Source organism: Pseudomonas sp. Irchel s3f19 (genome assembly GCF_900187555.1).
Classification (GTDB): domain Bacteria; phylum Pseudomonadota; class Gammaproteobacteria; order Pseudomonadales; family Pseudomonadaceae; genus Aquipseudomonas; species Aquipseudomonas capeferrum.
Genome location: NZ_FYDW01000003.1, coordinates 675407 through 698994, shown reverse-complemented (window position 1 = coordinate 698994; position 23588 = coordinate 675407). Strand labels below are relative to the sequence as shown.

Annotated in this window: 25 protein-coding genes; 18 read left to right on the top strand and 7 right to left on the bottom strand. The window is 63.2% G+C overall.

The window, feature by feature from the left end:
- Nucleotides 1–18 precede the first annotated feature (18 nt).
- Complete coding sequence (locus CKW22_RS11145) at nucleotides 19–954, bottom strand: lipid A biosynthesis lauroyl acyltransferase (RefSeq protein ID WP_033700732.1); 936 nt, start codon at nucleotides 952–954, stop codon at nucleotides 19–21.
- Between the two features lie 111 nt (nucleotides 955–1065).
- Here CKW22_RS11145 and minC point away from each other — a divergent pair, with 111 nt between their 5' ends.
- From minC to CKW22_RS11115, 7 genes are all read left to right on the top strand, one after another.
- The gene (minC, locus tag CKW22_RS11140; protein WP_033700733.1) at nucleotides 1066–1824 is read left to right on the top strand and encodes a septum site-determining protein MinC; all 759 of its coding nucleotides are present in this window, start codon (nucleotides 1066–1068) and stop codon (nucleotides 1822–1824) included.
- Nucleotides 1825–1923: 99 nt separating this feature from the next.
- Nucleotides 1924–2736 (top strand): septum site-determining protein MinD, encoded by an 813-nt coding sequence (gene minD / locus CKW22_RS11135; protein WP_033700734.1) that lies wholly within the window; start codon nucleotides 1924–1926, stop codon nucleotides 2734–2736.
- Between the two features lie 3 nt (nucleotides 2737–2739).
- Nucleotides 2740–2994 (top strand): cell division topological specificity factor MinE, encoded by a 255-nt coding sequence (gene minE / locus CKW22_RS11130; RefSeq protein ID WP_003252572.1) that lies wholly within the window; start codon nucleotides 2740–2742, stop codon nucleotides 2992–2994.
- A gap of 151 nt (nucleotides 2995–3145) precedes the next feature.
- Nucleotides 3146–3781, top strand: a complete 636-nt coding sequence (locus CKW22_RS11125) for an RluA family pseudouridine synthase (RefSeq protein WP_033700735.1) — start codon at nucleotides 3146–3148, stop codon at nucleotides 3779–3781.
- Nucleotides 3782–3869: 88 nt separating this feature from the next.
- Entirely contained in the window at nucleotides 3870–5159 is a 1290-nt protein-coding gene (locus CKW22_RS11120; RefSeq protein ID WP_033700736.1) for a M18 family aminopeptidase, read from the top strand.
- 144 nt (nucleotides 5160–5303) lie between these two features.
- Nucleotides 5304–5471, top strand: coding sequence for a hypothetical protein (locus tag CKW22_RS27525; protein ID WP_167334464.1), 168 nt, complete (start codon nucleotides 5304–5306; stop codon nucleotides 5469–5471).
- A 44-nt stretch (nucleotides 5472–5515) separates the two neighbouring features.
- On the top strand, nucleotides 5516–7669 hold the full coding sequence (locus CKW22_RS11115; RefSeq protein ID WP_033700737.1) for a mechanosensitive ion channel family protein: 2154 nt from the start codon (nucleotides 5516–5518) through the stop codon (nucleotides 7667–7669).
- Between the two features lie 9 nt (nucleotides 7670–7678).
- Here CKW22_RS11115 and CKW22_RS11110 read toward each other — a convergent pair whose 3' ends face one another.
- The gene (locus tag CKW22_RS11110; protein WP_047581729.1) at nucleotides 7679–8392 is read right to left on the bottom strand and encodes a UTRA domain-containing protein; all 714 of its coding nucleotides are present in this window, start codon (nucleotides 8390–8392) and stop codon (nucleotides 7679–7681) included.
- 328 nt (nucleotides 8393–8720) lie between these two features.
- Here CKW22_RS11110 and CKW22_RS11105 point away from each other — a divergent pair, with 328 nt between their 5' ends.
- The 6 genes from CKW22_RS11105 to CKW22_RS11080 all read left to right on the top strand — a co-directional run bounded on the left by CKW22_RS11105 (nucleotide 8721) and on the right by CKW22_RS11080 (nucleotide 14012).
- On the top strand, nucleotides 8721–9785 hold the full coding sequence (locus CKW22_RS11105) for an ABC transporter substrate-binding protein (protein ID WP_033700740.1): 1065 nt from the start codon (nucleotides 8721–8723) through the stop codon (nucleotides 9783–9785).
- Nucleotides 9786–9931: 146 nt separating this feature from the next.
- Nucleotides 9932–10738 (top strand): alkaline phosphatase family protein, encoded by an 807-nt coding sequence (locus tag CKW22_RS11100; RefSeq protein WP_095064105.1) that lies wholly within the window; start codon nucleotides 9932–9934, stop codon nucleotides 10736–10738.
- A complete protein-coding gene (locus CKW22_RS11095) occupies nucleotides 10735–11574 on the top strand; it encodes an ABC transporter permease subunit (RefSeq protein WP_033700742.1) in 840 nt (279 codons plus the stop codon). Before CKW22_RS11100 ends, CKW22_RS11095 begins: the two co-directional genes overlap by 4 nt.
- Nucleotides 11564–12355, top strand: coding sequence for an ABC transporter permease (locus CKW22_RS11090; RefSeq protein WP_033700743.1), 792 nt, complete (start codon nucleotides 11564–11566; stop codon nucleotides 12353–12355). The genes CKW22_RS11095 and CKW22_RS11090 overlap by 11 nt, the downstream gene beginning before the upstream one ends.
- A gap of 1 nt (nucleotide 12356) precedes the next feature.
- The gene (locus CKW22_RS11085) at nucleotides 12357–13346 is read left to right on the top strand and encodes an ABC transporter ATP-binding protein (RefSeq protein ID WP_033700744.1); all 990 of its coding nucleotides are present in this window, start codon (nucleotides 12357–12359) and stop codon (nucleotides 13344–13346) included.
- Nucleotides 13347–13358: 12 nt separating this feature from the next.
- Complete coding sequence (locus CKW22_RS11080; RefSeq protein WP_033700745.1) at nucleotides 13359–14012, top strand: HAD family phosphatase; 654 nt, start codon at nucleotides 13359–13361, stop codon at nucleotides 14010–14012.
- A 35-nt stretch (nucleotides 14013–14047) separates the two neighbouring features.
- Here the strand turns inward: CKW22_RS11080 and CKW22_RS11075 are convergent, their stop codons facing one another.
- Nucleotides 14048–15010, bottom strand: coding sequence for an NAD(P)H-quinone oxidoreductase (locus CKW22_RS11075; RefSeq protein ID WP_095064104.1), 963 nt, complete (start codon nucleotides 15008–15010; stop codon nucleotides 14048–14050).
- Between the two features lie 139 nt (nucleotides 15011–15149).
- Here CKW22_RS11075 and CKW22_RS11070 point away from each other — a divergent pair, with 139 nt between their 5' ends.
- Nucleotides 15150–17231: a carboxy terminal-processing peptidase gene (locus CKW22_RS11070; RefSeq protein ID WP_177447939.1), complete on the top strand. Its 2082-nt coding sequence runs from the start codon at nucleotides 15150–15152 to the stop codon at nucleotides 17229–17231.
- Between the two features lie 70 nt (nucleotides 17232–17301).
- Here the strand turns inward: CKW22_RS11070 and CKW22_RS11065 are convergent, their stop codons facing one another.
- From CKW22_RS11065 to CKW22_RS11050, 4 genes are all read right to left on the bottom strand, one after another.
- Complete coding sequence (locus CKW22_RS11065; RefSeq protein ID WP_033700749.1) at nucleotides 17302–17670, bottom strand: hypothetical protein; 369 nt, start codon at nucleotides 17668–17670, stop codon at nucleotides 17302–17304.
- Nucleotides 17667–18005, bottom strand: coding sequence for a helix-turn-helix transcriptional regulator (locus tag CKW22_RS11060; protein ID WP_033700751.1), 339 nt, complete (start codon nucleotides 18003–18005; stop codon nucleotides 17667–17669). Before CKW22_RS11060 ends, CKW22_RS11065 begins: the two co-directional genes overlap by 4 nt.
- A gap of 100 nt (nucleotides 18006–18105) precedes the next feature.
- Nucleotides 18106–18546: a YkvA family protein gene (locus CKW22_RS11055; protein WP_033700753.1), complete on the bottom strand. Its 441-nt coding sequence runs from the start codon at nucleotides 18544–18546 to the stop codon at nucleotides 18106–18108.
- 280 nt (nucleotides 18547–18826) lie between these two features.
- Nucleotides 18827–19603, bottom strand: a complete 777-nt coding sequence (locus tag CKW22_RS11050; protein ID WP_047581718.1) for an FKBP-type peptidyl-prolyl cis-trans isomerase — start codon at nucleotides 19601–19603, stop codon at nucleotides 18827–18829.
- A 269-nt stretch (nucleotides 19604–19872) separates the two neighbouring features.
- Between CKW22_RS11050 and CKW22_RS11045 the strand changes: the two genes are divergently transcribed.
- From CKW22_RS11045 to CKW22_RS11030, 4 genes are all read left to right on the top strand, one after another.
- A complete protein-coding gene (locus CKW22_RS11045) occupies nucleotides 19873–20610 on the top strand; it encodes an AraC family transcriptional regulator (RefSeq protein ID WP_033700755.1) in 738 nt (245 codons plus the stop codon).
- Nucleotides 20611–20799: 189 nt separating this feature from the next.
- Nucleotides 20800–21873, top strand: a complete 1074-nt coding sequence (locus CKW22_RS11040; RefSeq protein ID WP_033700757.1) for an SDR family oxidoreductase — start codon at nucleotides 20800–20802, stop codon at nucleotides 21871–21873.
- Between the two features lie 3 nt (nucleotides 21874–21876).
- The gene (locus tag CKW22_RS11035; protein WP_095064102.1) at nucleotides 21877–23133 is read left to right on the top strand and encodes an aspartate aminotransferase family protein; all 1257 of its coding nucleotides are present in this window, start codon (nucleotides 21877–21879) and stop codon (nucleotides 23131–23133) included.
- 9 nt (nucleotides 23134–23142) lie between these two features.
- On the top strand, nucleotides 23143–23586 hold the full coding sequence (locus CKW22_RS11030) for a type II toxin-antitoxin system RatA family toxin (protein ID WP_047581713.1): 444 nt from the start codon (nucleotides 23143–23145) through the stop codon (nucleotides 23584–23586).
- Nucleotides 23587–23588 lie beyond the last annotated feature (2 nt).

Sequence of the window (23588 nt, the reverse complement as noted above, 5' to 3'; positions counted from 1 at the left end):
TCACTGACCGCTCAACGATCAACGCTTTTTCTTGTCGTACAGCCGGGGCGCCCCTTCGGGCCGCGACTTGAAGCGCCGGTGCGCCCACAGGTACTGCTCGGGGCACTCGCGCAATACACCTTCGATCCACTGGTTGATGCGCAGGCAGTCCGCCTCTTCGCTTTCCCCTGGGAAATCTGCCAGAGGCGGGTGAATCACCAAACGATAGCCGCTGCCGTCTTCGAGGCGCTTCTGGGTAAACGGGATGACCTGCGCCTTGCCCAAACGGGCGAACTTGGTAGTGGCGGTCACGGTCGCTGCCGGGATGCCGAACAGCGGCACGAACAGGCTCTGCTTGGCACCGTAGTCCTGGTCTGGCGCGTACCAGATCGCCCGGCCGGAACGCAGCAGCTTGAGCATGCCGCGCACATCCTCACGCTCCACCGCCAGCGAGTCGAGGTTATGCCGCTCACGGCCGCTGCGCTGGATGAAGTCGAACAGCGGGTTACCGTGCTCACGGTACATGCCATCGATGGTGTGTTGCTGGCCCAACAGCGCGGCGCCGATTTCCAGGGTGGTGAAATGCACGGCCATCAGAATCGCGCCCTGCCCTGCCTGCTGGGCTGCCTGCAGGTGCTCGAGGCCTTCGATATGGGCCAGGCGCGCAAGCCTGGCCTTGGGCCACCACCAACTCATGGCCATTTCGAAGAAGGCGATACCGGTAGAGGCGAAATTGGCCTTCAACAAACGCTGCCGTTCGTCGACAGACAGCTCCGGGAAGCACAGCTCCAGGTTGCGCGCGGCAATGCGTCGACGCTCACCGGCCACCCGGTACATCAGCGCGCCCAGGGCGCTTCCGAGCCACAGCAAGGCCCGGTACGGCAACTGGACCACCAGCCACAGCAGGCCCAGGCCCAGCCACAGGCCCCAGAATCGTGGGTGGAGGAAATAGGGACGAAAACGCGGGCGTTCCATTGAAGCTTCCGGAAAGACAAAGGCCGCGCATTCTACAACGGATCAGCGCATGTTGCGGGCAACGGGTGTTCTCGTTATAAGTCAGGGCACTTTTTTCGCAACAAGCCGTCTATGCAGACCATGAGCCTAAACCAGACCCCCGACACCGCCTCCGTGTTCCAGCTCAAGGGCAGCATGCTCGCCATCACAGTGCTGGAACTGGCGCGCAATGACCTTGAAGCCCTTGACCGCCAACTGGCGGCCAAAGTCGCCCAGGCGCCCAACTTCTTCAGCAACACGCCGCTGGTGCTGGCGCTGGACAAACTGCCGGCCAGCGAAGGCGCGATCGACCTGCCCGGCCTGATGCGTATCTGCCGCCATCATGGCCTGCGTACCCTGGCGATCCGCGCCAACCGCATCGAAGACATCGCCGCAGCGATCGCCATCGACCTGCCGGTACTGCCGCCGTCCGGTGCCCGCGAGCGGCCGCTGGAGCCAGAGCCTGAGGTGAAGCAGCCCGAGCCAGCCCCGGCGCCTGCGCCTGCGGTCGAGCCACAGGTGCGCCCGACGCGCATCATCACTGCGCCCGTGCGTGGCGGCCAGCAGATCTACGCTCAGGGTGGCGACCTGGTGGTGACCGGTTCGGTCAGCCCGGGTGCGGAACTTCTGGCCGATGGCAACATCCATGTGTACGGCGCCATGCGCGGGCGCGCCCTGGCGGGCATCAAGGGCAACACCAAAGCGCGCATCTTCTGCCAGCAGATGACTGCGGAAATGGTCTCGATCGCTGGCCAGTACAAGGTCTGCGAAGACCTGCGCCGCGACCCGCTGTGGGGCTCCGGCGTGCAAGTCAGCCTGTCCGGTGACGTGTTGAACATCACCCGTCTTTAACGGATACTTGCCGTCATTTTTAGAGCAACTTTTTTACCTGTTGCCGTTTTTTGCATATTGCTGGGACACCTGTCCCAACTTATTTAGGGGTGAAACACCTTGGCCAAGATTCTCGTCGTTACTTCCGGCAAGGGGGGTGTGGGCAAGACCACCACCAGCGCCGCCATCGGCACCGGCCTCGCACTGCGCGGCCACAAGACGGTCATCGTCGACTTCGACGTCGGCCTGCGTAACCTCGACCTGATCATGGGCTGCGAGCGCCGCGTGGTGTATGACTTCGTCAACGTGGTCAACGGCGAAGCCAACCTGCAGCAGGCCCTGATCAAGGACAAGCGCCTCGAGAATCTGTACGTGCTGGCCGCCAGCCAGACCCGTGACAAGGACGCGCTGACCCAGGAAGGCGTCGAGAAAGTGCTGATGGAGCTCAAGAAAGACTTCGAGTACGTCATCTGCGACTCCCCGGCCGGTATCGAAAAAGGCGCACACCTGGCGATGTATTTCGCCGACGAAGCCATTGTCGTGACCAACCCTGAGGTTTCCTCGGTACGTGACTCGGACCGTATGCTGGGCATCCTGTCGAGCAAGTCGCGCCGCTCCGAAAACGGCGAAGAGCCGATCAAGGAACACCTGCTGATCACCCGCTACCACCCCGAGCGCGTCGAAAAAGGCGAAATGCTGAGCATCGACGACGTTACCGACATCCTGGCGATCAAACTCAAGGGCGTGATCCCCGAGTCCCAGGCAGTGCTCAAGGCTTCCAACCAGGGCATTCCGGTCATCCTCGACGACCAGAGCGATGCCGGCCAGGCCTATAGCGACACCGTCGACCGCTTGCTGGGCAAAGAAAAGCCCCTGCGGTTCATCGAAGTGCCGAAGCAAGGATTCTTCGCGCGCCTGTTTGGAGGCAAGTAAACCATGAACCTTTTTGACTTCTTTCGTGGCAGACAGAAACAGACCAGCGCGTCGGTGGCGAAAGAGCGTCTACAGATCATCGTGGCGCATGAGCGCGGCCAACGCAGCGAACCGGACTACCTGCCGGCCCTGCAGAAAGAACTGCTCGAAGTGATCCGCAAGTATGTGAACATCGGCAACGATGATGTGCACATCGAGCTGGAGAACCAGGGCAGCTGCTCGATTCTGGAGCTGAACATTACCCTGCCGGATCGCTGATCTGGCTGAAAGCTGGGGCTGCTTTGCAACCCATTCGCGGCACAAGGCCGCTTCTACAAGGGCTCCCGTTCCCCTGTAGGAGCGGCCTTGTGCCGCGAATGGGCCGCAAAGCGGCCCCGCTTTTTTCCCCTGATTCAACCGAGACCACGCAATGCCGCTGTCAAACGTCCAGATCCTCCACGAAGACGCCGCCATCCTGGTGGTCAATAAGCCAACCCTGCTGCTGTCGGTACCCGGCCGTGCCGATGACAACAAGGACTGCCTGATCACCCGCCTGCAGCAAAACGGCTACCCCGATGCGCTGATCGTGCACCGTCTGGACTGGGAAACCTCGGGCATCATCCTGCTGGCCCGCGATGCCGACAGCCACCGCGAGCTGTCGCGCCAGTTTCACGACCGCGAGACCGAGAAGGCCTATACCGCCCTGTGCTGGGGCCAGCCGGCGCTGGACAGCGGCAGCATCGACCTGCCCCTGCGCTACGACCCGCCGACCAAGCCTCGGCATGTGGTGGACCACGAGCAGGGCAAGCATGCCCTGACCTTCTGGCGCATCCTGGAACGCTGCGGCGATTACTGCCGGGTCGAGCTGACCCCGATTACCGGGCGTTCGCACCAGTTGCGCGTGCACATGCTGTCGATCGGCCACCCGCTGCTGGGCGACCGCTTGTACGCCAACCCTGAGGCCCTGGCAGCGCATGAGCGCTTGTGCCTGCATGCCGCGATGTTGAGCTTTACCCACCCGGTTTCCGGGGAACGGTTGAAGTTCGAGTGCCCGGCACCCTTCTGATGACCTTCGCGGGCTTGCCCGCGACTGGCCCGACACAATTTGTGATCTATCTGCGTTAAACTCGCGCCACTGCTGTCTGGAGTGAGTTATGCGCGAAGCACTGAACACTGGCCTGATCGATTTCCTCAAGGCCTCCCCCACGCCCTTCCACGCCACCGCCAGCCTGGCCCTGCGCCTCGAGGCTGCCGGCTACCAGCGCCTGGACGAGCGCGACAGCTGGGCCACGGTGCCTGGCGGTCGGTATTACGTCACCCGCAACGACTCCTCGATCATCGCCATCAAACTGGGCAAGCAAGCGCCCCTGCTGAGCGGTATCCGCATGGTCGGCGCCCACACCGACAGCCCGTGCCTGCGGGTCAAGCCGCAACCCGAACTGCAGCGCCAAGGCTTCCTGCAACTGGGCGTAGAGGTGTACGGCGGTGCGCTGTTGGCGCCCTGGTTCGACCGCGACCTGTCCCTGGCAGGGCGGGTCACGTTCCGCCGTGACGGCAAGGTCGAGAGCCAGCTCATCGACTTCAAGCTGCCCATCGCGGTCATCCCCAACCTGGCGATCCACCTCAACCGCACCGCCAACGAAGGCTGGCAGATCAACCCGCAGAACGAACTGCCACCGATCCTGGCCCAGGTCGCCGGCGATGAGCGCATCGACTTCCGCGCCCTGCTCACCGAGCAGTTGGCCCGCGAGCACGAGCTCAATGCCGACGTGGTGCTGGACTACGAGCTGAGTTTCTACGACACCCAGGATGCCGCGTTGATCGGCATCAACCGTGACTTCATCGCCGGTGCCCGCCTGGACAACCTGCTGTCATGCTATGCCGGCCTGCAGGCACTGCTGGCCGCCGACAGCGACGAGACCTGCGTGCTGGTGTGCAACGACCACGAAGAAGTCGGCTCGTGCTCGGCCTGCGGCGCCGACGGCCCGATGCTGGAGCAGACCCTGCAACGCCTGCTGCCCGAAGGCGACACCTACGTGCGCACCATTCAGCGCTCGCTGATGGTCTCGGCCGACAACGCCCACGGCGTGCACCCCAACTACGCGGACCGGCACGACGGCAACCACGGGCCCAAGCTCAACGCAGGGCCGGTGATCAAGGTCAACAACAACCAGCGCTACGCCACCAACAGCGAAACCGCCGGGTTCTTCCGCCACCTGTGCATGGCCGAGGAAGTGCCGGTGCAGAGCTTCGTGGTGCGCAGCGACATGGGCTGCGGCTCGACCATCGGTCCGATCACCGCCAGCCACCTGGGCGTGCGCACGGTCGATATCGGCTTGCCGACCTTTGCCATGCACTCGATCCGCGAGTTGTGCGGCAGCCACGACCTGGCGCACCTGGTGAAGGTGCTGACCGCGTTCTATCGCAGCCGCGAGCTGCCCTGAGTGTAAGGGTGTAACTGACGGCTTCTTCACAGCACACGCCTGCGAAGAAGCCGAAACAGGTCTTGCTACTGCCTCGGATCAACCCGCTTCGCCTGCTAACCGCTATGCTTGTTACATGGCCCCACTGCAAAAGGATTGCTGTCCATGTCCCCCTTCCTGTCCCTGTTCGTGCCGGTGTTCCTGTTCCTGCTGCTGCTGACCATCGGCTTCAGCCTGCGCGAGCGCAACATCGGTGTGCTGATGATGTGGATCGGCACGCTGGGCATCTTCGGCCTCACCTGCTGGAAGATCCTGGAGAAACTGCCCACATAAACCTCTACACTCGGTCAATCGTTTGACCTGAGGTAGATTTCCCGGTGCCTGCCCTCCTGCGTTACCTGTCCCTGCTGCTGTTTCTGCTCATCTCCCCGGTTCAGGCCGCTGGCCTGCCGAGCCTGCTCGGCGCCGGTACCCCTGCCCAGCCTGCGGCCACCGAGCCGCTGGGCAAGTCGCTGGACGAGGTGATCAAGAACCTGGAAAACGACCAGCAGCGTGCCAAGCTGCTGGCCGACCTGAAAAAACTGCGCGACGCTACCCAGCAATCGCAACCCACCGTCGAACAAGGCGTATTAGGCCTGATCGGCGGTGCGCTGCATGATTTCGAACGGCAGTTCAGCGGCGACGCCAGCCCCTTCCACCGCTGGTCGATGGAAATCGACCAGGCCCAGACTGAACTGACCGAACTGATGGTGCCGGTGCACCAATGGCCGGCGATCCTGTTCGGTTTTGCCGCGATCATCGCCGTCTGGAGCCTGCTGGCGTATGCCTTCAACTGGGTCGGCCACCGGGTACGGCTACGCTTCGGCCTCACCGAAGAACTGCCCCAGCACCCCCGGACCTGGGACCTGGTGCGCTTTGCCCTGCGCAAACTCGGGCCTTGGCTGGTGGCCCTGGTGTTCACCGTGTACTTGAGCTTTGCCCTGCCCTCCTCGCTGGGCAAGTCCATGGCCATGGTGCTGGCGTACGCGCTGGTGGTGGGCACCTGCTTCTCGGCCATCTGCGTGATCGCCTTCTCGCTGCTCGACGGCCCCCATCGCCACCGCGCCCTGCACATCCTGCGGCACCAGGCTTTCCGCCCGCTGTGGCTGATCGGCAGCTTTGCCGCCTTCGGCGAAGCCATGAGCGACCCACGCATGACCGTCGCCCTCGGCACCCACCTGGCACACGCCCTGGCAACCCTGGCCAATGTCATCGCAGCGATCTGCACCGGGCTGTTCATTCTGCGGTTCCGCCGCCCGATCGCCCACCTGATCCGCAACCAACCGTTGGACCGGCGCCTGACCCGGCGCACCCTGAGCGACACCATTGAGATTCTGGGCAGCTTCTGGTTCGTACCGGCGATGATCCTGGTGGCCATTTCGCTGTTCGCCACCTTCATCTCGGCCGGCGACACCAGCACCGCCCTGCGCCAGTCGCTGATGTGCACGGTACTGGTGGTGGTGTGCATGGTGCTCAACGGCCTGGTGCGCCGCCACGCCGCCAACCCCAAGCGCGCCAACAAGCGCCAGGCGGTGTACACCGAGCGCCTGCGCAACTTCGCCTACGCCCTGGTGCACCTGTTCATCTGGCTGCTGTTCATCGAACTGGGGCTGCGCGTGTGGGGCCTGTCGATGATCAGCTTCGCCGAGGGCGACGGCCATGAAGTGAGCCTGCGCCTGCTGGGCCTGGCCGGCACATTGATTGCCGCCTGGCTGGTGTGGATCTTGGCCGACACGGCCGTGCACCATGCGCTGGTACGCTCGCGCCGCGGCCTGGCCAACGCCCGCGCGCAAACCATGATGCCGCTGATCCGCAACGTGATGTTCGTGGCCATCTTCATCATCGCGGTGATCGTCGCCCTGGCCAACATGGGCATGAACGTCACCCCGCTGCTGGCCGGTGCCGGTGTGATCGGCCTGGCCATCGGTTTTGGCGCGCAGTCACTGGTGGCCGACCTGATCACCGGGTTGTTCATCATCATCGAGGATTCGCTGGCCATCGACGACTACGTAGATGTCGGCGGGCACCTGGGCACGGTCGAGGGGCTGACCATTCGCACCGTGCGCCTGCGCGACATCGACGGCATCGTGCACACCATCCCGTTCAGCGAGATCAAGAGCATCAAGAACTACTCGCGGGAGTTCGGCTACGCGATATTCCGCGTGGCGATTCCGCACAGCATGAACATCGACCAGGCGATCACACTGATCCGCGAGGTCGGGCAGAAGCTGCGTAACGACCCGTTGATGCGCCGCAATATCTGGTCGCCGCTGGAGCTGCAGGGGGTAGAGAGCTTCGAGTCGGGCTCGGCGATCTTGCGGGCACGCTTCAAGACCGCGCCGATCAAGCAGTGGGAAGTGTCACGGGCGTTCAACCTGGCGTTGAAGCGCCAGCTGGATGAGGCCGGGCTGGACCTGGCAACGCCGCGGTTGTCGGTGCAGGTGGTGACGGCGGGCGGTGGCGGCATGAGCGAAGCCGGTTCGTCCAGCTAGCGTCCCCCCTCAACCGGCCTGGGCACGAATGCGGATCGCATCATGCCGCCAATACTCGAGGTCACAGTCGATCAGATGCCCATGCTGGTCGCTGTTGACCCGGGTGATATGCAACCCAGGGCTGCCAACCGACACCTTCAGCGCCGCTGCCGCGTCCACCGGTAACGCCGTGGGCAAGATCTCGAAACACACCTGCCCGTAACCAATGCCATAGACGCGACCGTAGATCTCGGTCAGTGACTGGGCCAGGTCCTGCTCGAGAATCCCGGGGAAGTACGCGGGGTTGAGGTAATGCTCGGCATACAGCACCGCCCGCCCATCGATACGCCGCAACCGGCAGATACGCACCACACTGGACAACGCCGGCATGCGCAGCCGTGCACAGACAATGGCCGAGGCAGGCTGCAGCCGCGCCGACAGCAACTCGGTACTCGGTACCCGCCCCTGATCACGCACCATGGCATGAAAGTGGCTACGCTCGATCAGGTCATAGGTCAGCCGCTGGGGCGCGACGAACCAGCCACGGCGCTCTTCCCGATAGATCAGCCCCTGGGCTTCCAGCTGCGCCAAGGCCTCGCGCAGGGTGATGCGGGTGGTGTCGAACACCTCGCTGAGCTTGCGTTCGGCCGGCAGCTTGCCCCCCGGCGCCAGCAGGCCGTGTTTGATCTGCTCTTGCAGGGCGTGGCAGATGGCTGTTACCGCACGCGGTGGCGTTGGCTGCATCAAAGGTTACCTATCTGGACTAGTCCAGCCCCATGACAGGGCATCTGGAGCGTAGTGCAAGCCTAGGCAGGGCTGATGAACATCCCGTGACAAAGGCGCCACAAGGGCTTTGCCAGATTCGGGCCAAGCCAGGCAAATCAGGGCTTGGGATCTGGTCTACGCTGTATTTTCAGGCAACCGGAGCCACCGCTTCAGGCCTCTCCCTACATCAAACTGTCACGCAAGCGACCTACCTTGGCTCAAGGTTTGCTGACCTAGACCAAAGGTCGTCGGCAATAGCTTCATTCATGACAACAATCGCAAACGGCACCCACCCAAGGAGCTTCGGATGAAAAAGTTCTTCATGGCGTCACTGCTCGGTTCGGCCATCGCCTTGTGTACCACGGCCATGGCCGCCGGCACCGACCTCAAGGCCCTGGAAGACGCCGCCCGCAAGGAAGGCACCGTCAACAGCGTGGGCATGCCCGATGCCTGGGCCAACTGGAAAGGCACCTGGGAAGACCTCGCCAGCAAGTATGGCCTCAAGCACAGCGACACCGACATGAGCTCGGCCCAGGAGCTCGCCAAGTTCGCTGCCGAGAAGGACAACGCCAGCGCCGACATCGGCGACGTTGGCGCCGCCTTCGGGCCGATTGCGGTGACCCAGGGCGTGAGCCAGCCGTACAAGCCGAGCACCTGGGACCAGGTGCCGGAGTGGGCCAAGGACAAGGACGGGCACTGGGCGCTGGCCTATACCGGCACCATCGCGTTCATCATCAACAAAGACCTGGTGAAGGAAGAGGAGCGCCCGAAAACCTGGCATGACCTGGAAAAAGGCAAGTACAAGGTCGCCATCGGCGACGTCGGCACCGCTGCCCAGGCCGCCAACGGCGTACTGGCCGCTGCCATCGCCTACAAGGGTGACGAAGCCAATATAGCGCCGGGCCTGCAGCTGTTCACCAAACTGGCCCAGCAGAAGCGCCTGTCACTGGCCAACCCGACCATCCAAACCCTGGAGAAGGGCGAAGTGGAGGTCGGCGTGGTGTGGGACTTCAATGGCCTGAGCTACCGTGATCAGATCGACCCCAAACGCTTCGAGGTGCTGATCCCCTCGGACGGCTCGGTCACGTCGGGCTATACCACCATCATCAACAAGTACGCCAAGCACCCGAACGCGGCCAAGCTTGCGCGTGAGTACATCTTCAGTGATGCAGGGCAGACCAACCTGGCCATCGGCCACGCCCGGCCGATCCGCGCCGAGCACCTGAAGTTGCCGGCTGATGTGCAGGCCAAGCTGCTGCCCAACGACCAGTACGGGGCTGCGCAGCCGATCAAGGATGCCGCAGTCTGGGAAGCGACCTCGAAGAAGCTGCCGCAGATGTGGAACGAGCAAGTGATCATCGAGATGGAGTAAGGGGGTAGCTGTCTAGCGCCTCTACCGACCCTTTCGCGGGGCAAGCCCGCTCCCACAGAGTCACCACAACCTTGAGCACTGTGGTGCACCTGTGGGAGCGGGCTTGCCCCGCGAAGCAGGCAACGCGGTTATTGACTGGAGCCACCATGCAACACAACGTCATCCTGGTCCTGCTCGACGGCCTCAACCACCAGGTCGCCCACCATGCCATGGGCCACCTGCATGCCTACGTCGAGGCCGATCGCGCCGCGCTGTACCGCGTCGAATGCGAGCTGCCATCACTGTCGCGCCCGCTGTACGAGTGCATTCTCACCGGCGTATCGCCGATCGACAGCGGTATCGTGCACAACAACGTCAACCGCTTGTCCAACCAGCGCAGCGTGTTCCACTACGCCCGCGAAGCGGGGCTGGGCACGGCGGCGGCGGCCTATCACTGGATGAGCGAGCTATACAACCGCTCGCCCTTCGACGCCCAGCGCGACCGCCACACCCATGCGCCCAAACTGCCGATCCAACATGGGCTGTTCTACTGGGACGACCGTTACCCCGATTCGCACTTGCTGGCCGACGCCGAATACCTGCGCCGCCGTCACGCACCGAATTTTCTACTGGTGCACCCGATGAGCATCGACGATGTCGGCCACCGCCATGGCCTGGACAGCAGCCAGTACCGCAACGCGGCGCGCAGTGCCGATATCCTCTTGGCCGACTACCTGCCGCGCTGGCTCGAAGAGGGCTACCAGGTGCTGGTCACCGCCGACCACGGCATGAATAACGACCGCTCGCACAACGGCCTGCTGGCCGAGGAACGCGAGGTCCCGCTGTTCGTCTTTGGCAACGGGTTCAGCCTCGACCCTGCAGCCAAACCGCTGCAAACCGAGTTGTGTGGGACCCTCTGCGAACTGCTCGGCGTGGCCCACGACAAATCGGTGTGCCGGGAGCTGCTCAAGTGAATGCCAGCCATCGCGGCCGTTACCTTGCCCTGCTCTGCCTGCTGCCGTTCGCCGTGTTCTTCGTCATCTTCCAGATTGCCCCGCTGGCCTGGGTGGCAATCAACAGCGTGCAGTCGGAAGCGGGCTGGGGTGTAGAGAACTTCAGCAAGGTGTTCGCCTCGAAGTTCTACCTGCAGGCCCTGCAACGCAGCCTTGAGATCAGCTTCTGGTCGAGCCTGTTCGGCATCGTCATCGCCACTCTCGGCGCCTACTCGCTACGCCAGGTGGATTCACGCCTGCGCGACTTCGTCAGTGCCTTCGCCAACATGACCAGCAACTTCAGCGGCGTGCCGCTGGCGTTTGCATTCATCATTCTGCTCGGTTTCAACGGCGCCCTGACCTTGCTGCTCAAGCAGATCGGCCTGCTGGAAGACTTCAGCATCTACTCCAAGACCGGGCTTATCCTGGTCTACACCTACTTCCAGATCCCCTTGGGCGTGCTGTTGCTGTACCCCGCTTTCGACGCTTTGCGTGAAGACTGGCGTGAATCGGCCGCGCTGCTTGGCGCCAACCACTGGCAATACTGGCGGCATATCGGCCTACCCGTGCTGACCCCGGCGCTGCTCGGCACCTTCGTCATCCTGCTGGCCAATGCCTTGGGTGCCTACGCTACCGTCTATGCGCTGACCACCGGCAACTTCAACGTGCTGACGATCCGCATCGCCGGCCTGGTGGCCGGTGACATCAGCCTCGACCCCAACCTGGCCAGCGCCCTGGCCATGGTGCTTGTGGCGCTGATGACGCTGGTCACGGTGGTTCATCAATGGCTGCTGAAAAGGAGCTACCATGCGCGCTGATGGCCATTCCAACCTCTACCACCGCATGGTGGTGTACCTGCTGTTCATGATCATGCTGCTGCCACTGGCCGGCACCCTGCTTTACTCCCTGGCCACCAGTTGGTCGGCCAGCCTGCTGCCCAGCGGGCTGACCCTGAAGTGGTACGTGGCGTTGTGGAGCGAGCCGCGCTTCCTGGCCGCCTTTGGCCAGTCGCTGCTGGTGTGCGTGGGGGCGCTGCTGCTGTCGGTGGTTTTGATCCTGCCGCTGTTGTTCGTGGTGCACTACCATTTCCCCAAACTCGACGCGCTGATGAACGTCCTCATCCTGCTGCCCTTCGCGGTGCCGCCGGTGGTGTCATCGGTGGGCCTGCTGCAGTTGTACGGCAGCGGGCCGATGGCCATGGTCGGCACGCCGTGGATCCTGATCGGTTGCTACTTCACCATCGCCCTGCCATTCATGTACAGGGCGATCACCAACAACCTGCAGGCGATCAACCTGCGCGACCTGATGGACGCCGCCCAACTGCTCGGGGCCAGCACCTGGCAGGCGGCGTTCCTGGTGGTGCTGCCGAACCTGCGCAAAGGCCTGATGGTGGCCCTGTTGCTGTCGTTCTCGTTTCTGTTCGGCGAGTTCGTCTTCGCCAACCTGCTGGTCGGCACCCGCTATGAGACCTTGCAGGTGTACCTGAACAACATGCGCAACAGCAGCGGCCACTTCAACAGCGCGCTGGTGATCTCGTACTTCGCCTTCGTGCTGGTACTCACCTGGGTCGCCAACCGCCTGAACAAGGACAAGACCTGACATGAGCTTCGTCAGCGTACAGCAACTGCACAAACGCTATGCCGGCACCCCGGTGTTCGAGAATATCGACTGCCAGATCGAACGCGGCGAATTCGTCACCCTGCTCGGCCCCTCCGGGTGCGGCAAATCCACCCTGCTGCGCTGCATCGCCGGGCTGACCCCGGTGGACAGCGGGCGCATACTGCTCGATGGCCAGGACATCGTGCCCCTGAGCCCGCAAAAGCGCGGCATCGGCATGGTCTTCCAGAGCTACGCGCTGTTCCCCAACATGACCGTGGAGCAGAACGTCGCCTTTGGCCTGCGCATGCAAAAGGTCAAGGCTGACGAAAGCCTTGCCCGGGTGCGTGAGGTGCTGGATCTGGTGGAGCTGGGCAGCTTCGCCGGGCGCTACCCGCACCAGTTGTCCGGTGGCCAGTGCCAGCGCGTGGCGCTGGCCCGTTCGCTGGTGACCCGCCCGCGCCTGCTGCTGCTCGACGAGCCGCTGTCAGCGCTGGATGCACGCATCCGCAAGCACCTACGCGAACAAATCCGCGCCATCCAGCGTGAACTGGGGCTGACCACCATTTTCGTCACCCATGACCAGGAAGAAGCGCTGACCATGTCTGACCGCATCTTCCTGATGAACCAGGGCCGCATCGTTCAGAGCGGCGATGCCGAAACCCTCTATACCGCGCCCGTGGACCTGTTCGCTGCGGGTTTTATCGGCAACTACAACCTGCTCGACCCAGACAGCGCCAGCCGCCTGCTGCAACGCCCGGTGGCCAACCGCCTGGCCATCCGCCCGGAATCCATCACGTTGGGCCTGAATGGCGAGCTGGACGGTGAAGTGCGCAGCCATAGCCTGCTGGGCAACGTCATCCGTTACCGCGTGCGGGTGCGCGACGTGGAACTGGTGGTCGACGTGCTCAACCGCTCGTCCGCCGACCTGCATGCGGACGGCCAGCGGGTATCCTTGTCGATCGACCCCACGGCGCTACGTGAAGTGGCCTAGGAGACAGCAACAATGGCACTGGCAATTTTCGATCTGGATGAAACCTTGATCCACGGTGACTGCGCCTCGCTGTGGAGCGAGCAGATGGCCCGCTTGGGCTGGGTCGACGGCAAGGCATTCCTGCGTCGCGACCATGAGCTGATGGAGGCCTATGGCAAGGGCCACCTGCAGATGGAGGACTACATGGCCTTCAGCCTGGAGCCCATTGCCGGGCGCACCCTGGAAGAGGTTGAACACCTGGTGCAGCCGTGGGTGGAAGACGTCATCGAACCGATCATTTTCGGCGACGCCTGCCGCTGCATTGCCGAGCATCGCAGGCGTGGCGACCGTGTCCTGATCATCTCCGCCTCGGGCACGCACCTGGTTGGGCCGATTGCGGCGCGGCTGGGGGTGGACGAGTACCTGGCGATCGAGCTGGAGGCGGTGAACGGGGTGTACACCGGCAAGACCCACGGCGTGCTGACCTACCGTGAGGGCAAGATCACCCGCTTGCTGGAATGGCTGGATCAGGAACAGGAGAACCTGGAGGGGGCGAGTTTCTATTCTGATTCGCGCAACGATTTGCCGCTGTTGTTGAAGGTGGACCACCCACATGTGGTGAACCCGGATGCGGTGTTGCGCGAACATGCCCAGATCAATGGGTGGCCCATCTTGAGCTGGGCTTGAGGATCATGGGGGCTGCTTGGCAGCCCCCAGCAATCTCAAACCAAACAGGGATCGATCACCATCACCAGCTTGCCCGACACCTGGTTGCTCTCAAGTTCGGCATAGGCCGCCTGGGCAAATTCCACCGGGTAGGTGTCCACCAACTGCGGCGACAAACGCCCTTCGGCGAACAACGGCCACACCTGCTGCAGCAACTCGCGCAGCAACTCGGCCTTGAAGCCATCATCACGGTTACGCAGCGTCGACCCGGTGATCTCCAGGCGCTTGCCTAGCACCAGCGCCAGGTCGAGGTCGAACGTGCGCCCGCCCATCAGGCCGATGATCACCCAGCGCCCGTCACGCGCCAGCAACTTGAGGTTGAGCGGCCCGTAACTGGCGCCGACCGGGTCGAGAATCACGTCGAATGGCCCCAGACCTTCCAGCGCTTCGAGGTTCTCGTTACGCACCACACCGCCGGCAGCGCCCAGGGCCTGGCAATAGGCCAAGCGGTCCTGCGAGCCAACGCTGACATACACCGGGTTGCCAAACGCCTTGCACAGCTGGATAGCCGCCGAGCCAACGCCACTGGCACCGGCGTGCACCAGCACCTTCTCGCCCGCCTTGACGGCGCCCAACTGGAAGATGTTCAACCATGCCGTGGCGTACACCTCGGGCAGCGCCGCCGCTTCCTGCAGGCTCAGGCCTTCGGGCACCGGCAGCACATGGCGGGCATCCACCACCACTTCCTCGGCCATCGCGCCGCTGGCCAGCAGCGCACACACCCGGTCGCCTTTGCGCCAGTCGGCGCCCGGGCCCACTTCCTCGATCACCCCGGCGCACTCCAGGCCCATGTACGGGCTGGCGCCAGGCGGTGGCGGGTACAGGCCCTTCATCTGCAACAGGTCGGCGCGGTTAAGCCCCGCAGCCGCCACGCGAATGCGTACTTGGCCGGCGTCAAGGGCCGGGCGTTCGGCCTCGACCCACTCCACATGTCCGTCAACGCCTTGCAATGCCTTCACAGTGCCTCCATAGTTGAATCATGACTGGGCCTGGGGACGCTTACCCCAGGCTTTTTGCAGTATTTGCCCGGCTCCATGGAACCGGCAACGGAAAAGACGGCCTACTATGCGTGATCAATTGCCTCCACGTCGAATCAGCATGAAGCATTTCCTACCCAGCACCGCCCTGGCCCTGATGATCGGCCTGGGCAGCCTCACGCTCGGCGGCAATGCGGCGGCCGCCAACAAGTGGGACAGCCTGCAGCCGGGCCGCGACGAAATCGTCGCCAGCCTCAACGTGGTTGAGCTGCTCAAGCGCCATCACTACAGCAAGCCACCGCTCGATGACGCCCGCTCGGTGATCATCTACGACAGCTACATCAAGCTGCTGGACCCGGCGCGCAGCTACTTCACCGCAGCCGACATCGCCGAATTCGACAAGTGGAAGACGCAGTTCGACGACTTCCTCAAAAGCGGCAACCTCGACCCTGGCTTCACCATCTACAAACGCTACCTCGACCGCGTCAAGCAGCGCCTGGACTTTGCCCTGGCCGAGCTGAACAAGGGCGTCGACAAGATTGACTTCACCGCCAAGGAAACCTTGCTGATCGACCGCAAGGACGCCCCGTGGATGAAGAACCAGGCCGAGCTTGACGACCTGTGGCGCAAACGCGTGAAAGACGAAGTACTGCGCCAGAAGATCGCCGGCAAAGAGCCCAAGCAGATCCAGGAAACCCTGACCAAGCGCTACAAGAACCAGCTTGCGCGCCTGGACCAGACCCGTGCCGAAGACATCTTCCAGGCTTACATCAACACCTTCGCCCAGTCCTACGACCCGCACACCAATTACCTGTCGCCAGACAACGCGGAAAACTTCGACATCAACATGAGCCTGTCGCTCGAAGGCATCGGCGCGGTGCTGCAAAGCGACAACGACCAGGTCAAGATCGTGCGCCTGGTGCCAGCAGGCCCTGCGGCCAAGACCAAGCAGGTAGCCCCGGCCGACAAGATCATCGGCGTGGCCCAGGGCAACAAGGAAATGGTCGACGTGGTCGGCTGGCGCCTGGACGAAGTGGTCAAGCTGATCCGCGGCCCGAAGGGCTCGGTGGTACGCCTGGAGGTTATCCCGGCAAGCAATGCCCCGAGCGACCAGACCAGCAAGATCGTTTCGATCACCCGCGAGGCGGTCAAGCTTGAAGAGCAGGCGGCGAAAAAGTCGGTGCTCAAGCTCAAGCAGGATGGCCGTGACTACAAGCTGGGCATTATCGAGATCCCGGCCTTCTACCTTGACTTCAAGGCCTACCGTGCCGGGGATCCGGAGTACAAGAGCACCACGCGCGACGTGAAGAAACTGCTCACCGAACTGCAGAAAGAGAAAGTCGACGGCGTGGTCATCGACCTGCGCAACAACGGCGGCGGCTCCCTGCAGGAAGCCACCGAGCTGACCAGCCTGTTCATCGACAAGGGCCCGACGGTGCTGGTTCGCAACAGCGACGGCCGCGTCGACGTGCTCGAGGACGAAAACCCGGGCGCCTTCTACAAAGGCCCGCTGGCACTGCTGGTCAACCGCCTCTCGGCTTCGGCCTCGGAGATCTTCGCCGGCGCCATGCAGGACTACCACCGCGCACTGATCATCGGTGGCCAGACCTTCGGCAAAGGCACCGTGCAGACCATTCAGCCACTCAACCATGGTGAACTGAAACTGACCCTGGCCAAGTTCTACCGGGTTTCCGGGCAGAGCACCCAGCACCAGGGCGTACTGCCGGACATCGACTACCCGTCGATCATCGACACCAAGGAAATCGGCGAGAGCGCCCTGCCCGAGGCCATGCCGTGGGACACCATCCGCCCGGTGGTCAAGCCTGCGGCCGACCCGTTCAAGCCGTACCTGGCCCAGCTCAAGGCGCAGCATGAAGCGCGCAGCGTCAAGGATGCCGAGTTCACCTACATCCGCGACCGCTTGGCCCTGGCTCAGAAGCTGATGAGCGAGAAAACCGTCAGCCTCAACGAACAGGACCGCCGTGCCCGCCACGATGAGATCGAGGGCAAGCAACTGGCCCTGGAGAACATCCGCCGCAAGGCCAAGGGCGAAGAGCCGCTCAAGGAGCTGAAGAAGGAAGACGAGGACGCGCTGCCGGCCGAGGATGAAACCACCAAGCCGGAAGACGACGCCTACCTGTCCGAAACGGGGCGCATCCTGCTCGACTACCTGAGCGCCAGCTCGCAGGTGGCCAAGCACTGATGTGCTGCGCTGTTTAACAAAAAGGGCCGGGTGTGAAAACACCCGGCCCTTTTTGTAGGAGCGGTGGCTGTCAGGCGGTTTCCGGATAGGGGTACTCAAACACCCTGACGACTTCCGAGGCATGCCACGACGCCGCCTCCATGCCATCAACCGGCCCGGCAAAGCGGCCCAGCCGCTCGACGCACTCGAAAAACCCGGTACGCGGCAGGCGGCTGGCGCCCTGGCTGATGACCAGCGAACTGCGCAACGGCTGCTCGGCGCGCGCATCGATCACGGCCAGGTACTCCAACGCGGCGGTCAGGGTCTGCATGGCCGGGCTGGGCAATTGCAAGCGCTCGATGAGCGCGCGATACGTCAGCAAATGACGTTGACGACGGGCCAGGTCAAGCTCGTCCAGCAGGTTCTGCCAGTGCTGGCGGCTGATCCTGACCTGGCTCATGATGGCTCGCTCCAACCCGCCACACCCAGGTGCCAGGCCAGGGCGCGGCGGATAGCGGCGTCCGGCTGTCTCTCGCCTGATTCGATCATGGCCAGATAGGCCGGGCTGACACCGACGTTGCGCGCCAGTAGCTCAGGGGCAATGCCCTTTGCCTCACGTATCTGCGCCACCTCGCTGAAAGCCGGCAAGGGCGCACTGGCGGCACTGACCGGCGTTTCACTGGCGCTTGCCTCGGCAGGCGCCTGCCCTGCTGCCTTCAACAGTGCCTGGTACTGCTCCCAGGGAACGACTGCGTACTCGGGCTGACCGTCCCGGCTAATAACCTGAATACCCATTACAACCCCCTTACGTGGGATTACGGCATGTAATCCATAGGCATAATCCTTATGCCAATTATATTACCAAGTACGGGAGTGTGTGCAGCTCAGGCTGATTTCACTGCGTATTACGTTCCAGGCGCAAGGCTTCGGGGGAGTTCGGCAAGCGCTCGACCACCCGCAACCGCTCTGGCGCCTGGCTGTCGCGCCAGGCTTTGAAACGCCCCAGCTCATCCGCGACGGTTTTCAGCACCCAGCCCAGCACGGCAATATCGTCGAGGAACCCGACCCCCAGCAACCAGTCGGGGATGGCATCGATAGGGCTGACGAAGTACAGCAGGCCGGCAACGATGGTCACCAGTGCCTTGGGGCTGATGGCGCGGTACTCACCCCGCCACCAGGCCAGGCACAGTGACTGCAGCAGCTTTACATCCTCGCGCAGCTGACCGATCCGTGGGCCTTTGCGGGCCACGGCGAACAGCAGGGCCGGTAACCGGCCGCGGCTGAGCAGGCGCTCGGCCAGCGGCAGGAAACGGGCGAAATTCCAGGGTGCGCTCATGGAGCCTCCGAGAGGGAGGTTATCCACATTTATTGTGGATAACCTTGTGAACAGGGCGAAGTTTCTGACGTCACGTGCCCACTAGGCAAGGGTCCCGGTCAGATCGGGCGTTTTTTACACAGTCGTTTCAGTTGCGCAAACGATTTGCGTCAGAAGCATCCTACTTCATCACGCTGCTATTGCTCGGACAGTATCAGCCGACAGAGGTTCTTCCAAGCGCCTACCGCCGAAACGAAAACGCCCCGTCAAGACGGGGCGTTTTCTGCAAAAGCAGCCAGTATTACTTGGCCGGTTCTTCTGCTGGGGCTTCGGCAGGCGCTTGCGCCGGTGCTTCGGCTTCCGGCTCTGCACCTTGCAGTTGTGCCGGGTCCTTGATGGCGATCAGCTCAAGGTCGAATACCAGTACCGAGTTGGCTGGGATCAGCGGGCTCGGGCTCTGGGCGCCGTAAGCCAGTTCGGCCGGGATGAACAGCTTGTACTTCTCGCCGACGTGCATCAGTTGCAGGCCTTCGACCCAACCTGGAATGACGCCGCTGACCGGCAGGTCGATCGGGCTGCCGCGTTCGACGGAGCTGTCGAACACCTTGCCATCGGTCAACTTGCCTTCGTAATGAACGGTGACCACGTCAGTCGGCTTGGGCTGCGGGCCGTCGGCCTTCTTGATCACTTCATACTGCAGGCCCGAAGCGGTGGTGACCACGCCTGGCTTCTTGGCGTTGTCTTCGAGGAACTTCTTGCCGGCGGAAGCGGCTTCTTCGCTGGCCTTGGCCAGACGCTCTTCGGCGCGCTTCTGCAGCGAGGTGAAGGCCTCTACCAGCTCTTCGTCCTTGATGCGCTGCTCTTTCTTGCTGACCGCGTCTTCGATGCCCAGCGCGACCGCTTTGGAGTCAAGGTCTTCCATGCCTTCCTGAGCCAGGCTTTTGCCCATGTTCAGGCCGATACCGTAGGAGGCTTTCTGTGCCGGAGTCTTCAGCTCGGGGCTGCTGGCCTGTTGGTCGCAGCCAGCCAATACGAGGCCTACCAGGGCAACCGCAGCCGCCAAACGATGCTGTTTCATGCTATTTCCTTGTTCATGCGCCATAAGGGCAATCAGGGTAAAGCCGCGAGCTTAGCAGGCGGCCGTGACCAATGGCTACCGGCATAGGAGCGGGTAAACACTGATTAGTTCAACAGCCTTGCATGCATCAGAAAAGCCTTAATTAGTGCAAAAGATCATTCGTTACGCTTTGTATCGACCAAGATATACCATAACGCTATCATCTGCCGCTTTCAGGATGCTGGCCCGGGCGCGGCCAGGCTGTCTAGAACGGGCTTCAGGGATGCACAATGAGATGGGACGGAGCAGTAACTTTCGGTGATTACTGGCTGGGCTACACCGGCAAGACCGACCAAACCGCAGCCCACGCCCACGTCGCCATCCAGCTGTGCATCGGCCTGCGCTACGACATCACCGTGGAGTTCGGTAACCATACCCTCAGTGCACCGGGGGTACTGATCGGGCCCTCCGTCGACCATCGCTCGTTGCCCAACGCCGACCGCGTTGCCTTCCTTTACTTCTACCCGGACGCGCCGCTTGGCCGCGCATTGAAAGCCCTGCTCGACGAGAGCGGCAAGGCAGCGGTCAGCCCTGACATCGTCGATTGCGTGCGCCAGGCGGCCAACTTCGATGAGGTAGTCGCAGCCCTGGAACTCAAGCTGGTGCCCCCTGACAGCTTCGACCCACGCCTGTCCAATGCCCTGCACCTGCTGCGCCAGGACTGGGCGGGCATCGGCGCGGTGTCGCGCGCGGCCAGCGCGGTAGGCCTGTCCAGCCCACGCCTGCGCTTTTTCGCCACGCACCAGATGGGCGTGCCACTGTCGCAATGGATCATCTGGCGCAAGCTCGAACGTGCCTGCCATGCCCTCGCCCACGACGCCAGCCTCAGCGATGCCGCCATCGCCGGCGGCTTCGCCGACCAAGCCCACCTCACCCGCATGATGCGGCGCATGGTCGGCATGTCGCCCAGCCGCGTCGCCGTGGTACTGCGCAATACAAGCGATTCGTTCAAGAATCAGCAGTTCTAAATCGCCATCATCCCCTCCAGCCCGCGCCGATCGGGGTCTCCACCCAGGCGCAGGGCCGCTTGCCGGCCGTTGCCACTGAAACACAGGCACACAGGTCGGCTTTTTTAATCGCTCCGGTTCCTTGGCCCCCTTGCGGCTGCCAGGCAGACGGGCCACTTCATCAACCTAGCGAGCAAGGAGTGCTAGTCCATGTCTGGACAAACGCGGCTGACCGTTTTCCTTACCGGCGGAGCCGGTGTACTGGGCGATACCCTGATCGACCAACTGGCCGAGCGCTATCACCTGGTCTGCCTGACCCGGCGCAGCAGCATTCGCCACCCTGGGGTCGAAACCCTGCGCGGTGACATCTGCCAACCGCACATGGGCCTGTCCCACGCGGACTACCTGGCGCTGACCAAACGGGTCGACTGGGTCATCCACTGCGCGGCCATTACCCGCCTGGATGGCCATGCCGAAGCGGTGTTCTCGGTCAATTACCAAGGCACCGAGCAGGTGCTGCAGTTTGTCCGCGATGCCGACGTACCGCTGTACCACATCAGCACTGCCTTCACCCACCCCTGTGACTACCACCCAGGGGTGATGCCCTCGACCCCGTACGAAGTGGTCAAGCGCCAAGCCGAGACCCTGGTGCGTGAGGCCGGCGTACCGGTTTCGATCTTTCGCCCGTCGATCATCATCGGCGACAGCCACAGCGGCCACATGCCCATGCTGCAGGGCTTTCACCTGACCATGGGGCTGATGATGTCGGGCTACCTGCCGATCATCCCCTGCCCTGAGGGCGGCCGTGTCGATGTCATCGCCCGCGACGTGGCAGCTGCCGGCATCGCCAGTGCGCTGGATCAGCGCCTGATCGGTGACGACTACTTCCTCACCAACGGCCCACAGGCGCTGGATATCCGCACCCTGCTCGACCTCATGTGCGAACAAATGCAAGACCAGAGCACACCCTTCCAGCGCCCGCGCTGCATGAACCCGGACATCTACGAACGCCTGGTACGCCCGGTGTTCCTGCCGGCCCTCGAAGAGAACATCCGCGCAGCCCTCGGCCGGGCGACCCAACTGTGCCGCTACGCCAGCCTGCTGCAGCCGCTGCCCAGCTCCCTGGAGCAACTGTTGCCGGCCCAGCGCCTGGCCCAGCGCTCACCGCGCCAGGAGTTGGCGCTTACCTTGGCATGCCTGGCGCCCAAGCTTTCGGCCATGCAACGCATGCTGAAGATTCCGGCAGCGGGCGAGCGCCGTGGCGAACTGGCCATGGAGGCCTGAACGATGAACAGCTTCACCCCCCTGCCCGAAGGGCTTGATGCCGAGCGCGTGCGCGCGCAGTACCGTGACCATGTCAATGCGGGTTATGCCCGCCTGGCCTCGATGATGAACCTGCCCATCGAGGTGGGTGCCGAAGGCGTCTATCTGTACGACATGGACGGCAATCGCTACCTGGATGCCGGTGGCTATGGCGTGTTCCTGCTCGGGCATTCGCACCCGCAGGTCGTCGAGCAGGTCAGCCGCCAGCTGCACAGCCACCCGATGGCCAGCAAGCTGATGCTCAACCCGTTCCAGGCCCAGGCCGCTGCGGCCCTGGCTGGGGTATGCCCAGACCCGCTGCAGTATGTGTACTTCTGCAACTCCGGCACCGAAGCCACCGAGGCGGCGCTCAAGCTGGCCTGGCTCAATGGCTGCCAGCACGTGATCTCTACCCAGGGTGGTTACCACGGCAAGACCCTTGGCGCACTGGCGGTCACCGGCAGGGCTCTGTATCGCACACCGTTCGCCGACCGCCTGGGCGACAGCCATTTCGTGCCCTTTGGCGATGCCGAGGCGCTACGCCTGCAGTTGCAGGCACAACCCGAACGCACCTGCGTGATCCTTGAGCCGGTACAGGCCGAAGCCGGGGTGATCGTGCCTGCGGCCGGCTACCTGCAGCAGGTGCGCAAACTGTGCGACCAGTACGGCGCAATCCTGATTGCCGATGAAATCCAGTCTGGCCTGGGCCGCACCGGTCGCTGGTGGGCCTGCGACCACGAGGCAGTGGTGCCCGACATCCTGCTGGTCGGCAAGAGCCTGTCCGGTGGCTGCGTGCCGGTCAGCGCCATGGTCTGCAACGCCGACATGCAGGCGCCGCTCAATCGCAACCCGTTGATGCACACCTCCACCTTCGGCGCCAACCCGCTGGCCATGGCCGCAGTGATGGCGACCCTCGACGTGATGCAGCGCGAACAGCTGGTGGAGCGCGCCGCAGCCCTGGGCCAACGCCTGCAGCTGGGCCTGCAGACCGTGCTGCGGCAACACCCGCGCGGCGCACAGGTGCAGTTGCGTTGCGCCGGCCTGCTGCTCGGCCTCGAGTTCGTCGACGCCGGGCTGGCGGCAAACATGGTCATGCACCTGATCGACCAACGCATCGTGGTCAACCATTCGCTCAACGATCACCGGGTAATCCGCCTGACACCGCCAGCCCTGTACAGCGACAGCGACGTTGAATGGCTGCTTGGCGGTTTCGCCCGCGCCCTTGCCCGCACCTTCGAATAGGACACCGAAATGAAAGAAGTCAGCCTGACCGCCCATGTTCCCAGCCAGAGTGCCGAACAGGTCTACGCCGCCATCAGCAACTTCAGCCTCTACCCCCAGCTGTGCGAATCGGTGCGCAACATCGAGATCGAATCGATCCATGAGCACGAGGTGCTGAGCAACTGGGAGGTGAACTTCCACAGCGGCATTCTCAAGTGGCAGGAACGCGATGTCTTCGACCCCGACAACCTGCATATCCACTTCCGCCAGACCGCAGGCGACATCGACCACTTCTCCGGCTCCTGGCAAGTCAGCGAAACCGCCGAGGGCGCCAGCATTGCCTTCCGCTCGTGCTTCGACCTGGGCCTGCCGATGCTTGCCGACATGCTCGACCCGGTAGCGCGGCAAGCCATCCACGACAACATCAGCGCCATCATCAGTGGCCTGTTCCCGAACAGCCAGATCAAGGATTGATG

What these genes read in the sequence shown, in the direction of transcription:
- minC (WP_033700733.1), top strand. Translation starts at nt 1,066, where the DNA reads ATGCAGACCATGAGCCTAAACCAGACCCCCGACACCGCCTCCGTGTTC.
- CKW22_RS11090 (WP_033700743.1), top strand. Translation starts at nt 11,564, where the DNA reads ATGCGCGCTGATGGCCATTCCAACCTCTACCACCGCATGGTGGTGTAC.
- CKW22_RS11035 (WP_095064102.1), top strand. Translation starts at nt 21,877, where the DNA reads ATGAACAGCTTCACCCCCCTGCCCGAAGGGCTTGATGCCGAGCGCGTG.
- CKW22_RS11030 (WP_047581713.1), top strand. Translation starts at nt 23,143, where the DNA reads ATGAAAGAAGTCAGCCTGACCGCCCATGTTCCCAGCCAGAGTGCCGAA.
- CKW22_RS11105 (WP_033700740.1), top strand. Translation starts at nt 8,721, where the DNA reads ATGAAAAAGTTCTTCATGGCGTCACTGCTCGGTTCGGCCATCGCCTTG.
- CKW22_RS11125 (WP_033700735.1), top strand. Translation starts at nt 3,146, where the DNA reads ATGCCGCTGTCAAACGTCCAGATCCTCCACGAAGACGCCGCCATCCTG.
- minE (WP_003252572.1), top strand. Translation starts at nt 2,740, where the DNA reads ATGAACCTTTTTGACTTCTTTCGTGGCAGACAGAAACAGACCAGCGCG.
- CKW22_RS11145 (WP_033700732.1), bottom strand. Translation starts at nt 954, where the DNA reads ATGGAACGCCCGCGTTTTCGTCCCTATTTCCTCCACCCACGATTCTGG.
- CKW22_RS11060 (WP_033700751.1), bottom strand. Translation starts at nt 18,005, where the DNA reads ATGGGTATTCAGGTTATTAGCCGGGACGGTCAGCCCGAGTACGCAGTC.
- CKW22_RS11100 (WP_095064105.1), top strand. Translation starts at nt 9,932, where the DNA reads ATGCAACACAACGTCATCCTGGTCCTGCTCGACGGCCTCAACCACCAG.
- CKW22_RS11055 (WP_033700753.1), bottom strand. Translation starts at nt 18,546, where the DNA reads ATGAGCGCACCCTGGAATTTCGCCCGTTTCCTGCCGCTGGCCGAGCGC.
- CKW22_RS27525 (WP_167334464.1), top strand. Translation starts at nt 5,304, where the DNA reads ATGTCCCCCTTCCTGTCCCTGTTCGTGCCGGTGTTCCTGTTCCTGCTG.
- CKW22_RS11040 (WP_033700757.1), top strand. Translation starts at nt 20,800, where the DNA reads ATGTCTGGACAAACGCGGCTGACCGTTTTCCTTACCGGCGGAGCCGGT.
- CKW22_RS11050 (WP_047581718.1), bottom strand. Translation starts at nt 19,603, where the DNA reads ATGAAACAGCATCGTTTGGCGGCTGCGGTTGCCCTGGTAGGCCTCGTA.
- CKW22_RS11085 (WP_033700744.1), top strand. Translation starts at nt 12,357, where the DNA reads ATGAGCTTCGTCAGCGTACAGCAACTGCACAAACGCTATGCCGGCACC.
- CKW22_RS11080 (WP_033700745.1), top strand. Translation starts at nt 13,359, where the DNA reads ATGGCACTGGCAATTTTCGATCTGGATGAAACCTTGATCCACGGTGAC.
- CKW22_RS11045 (WP_033700755.1), top strand. Translation starts at nt 19,873, where the DNA reads ATGAGATGGGACGGAGCAGTAACTTTCGGTGATTACTGGCTGGGCTAC.
- CKW22_RS11120 (WP_033700736.1), top strand. Translation starts at nt 3,870, where the DNA reads ATGCGCGAAGCACTGAACACTGGCCTGATCGATTTCCTCAAGGCCTCC.
- CKW22_RS11110 (WP_047581729.1), bottom strand. Translation starts at nt 8,392, where the DNA reads ATGCAGCCAACGCCACCGCGTGCGGTAACAGCCATCTGCCACGCCCTG.
- CKW22_RS11065 (WP_033700749.1), bottom strand. Translation starts at nt 17,670, where the DNA reads ATGAGCCAGGTCAGGATCAGCCGCCAGCACTGGCAGAACCTGCTGGAC.
- CKW22_RS11070 (WP_177447939.1), top strand. Translation starts at nt 15,150, where the DNA reads ATGAAGCATTTCCTACCCAGCACCGCCCTGGCCCTGATGATCGGCCTG.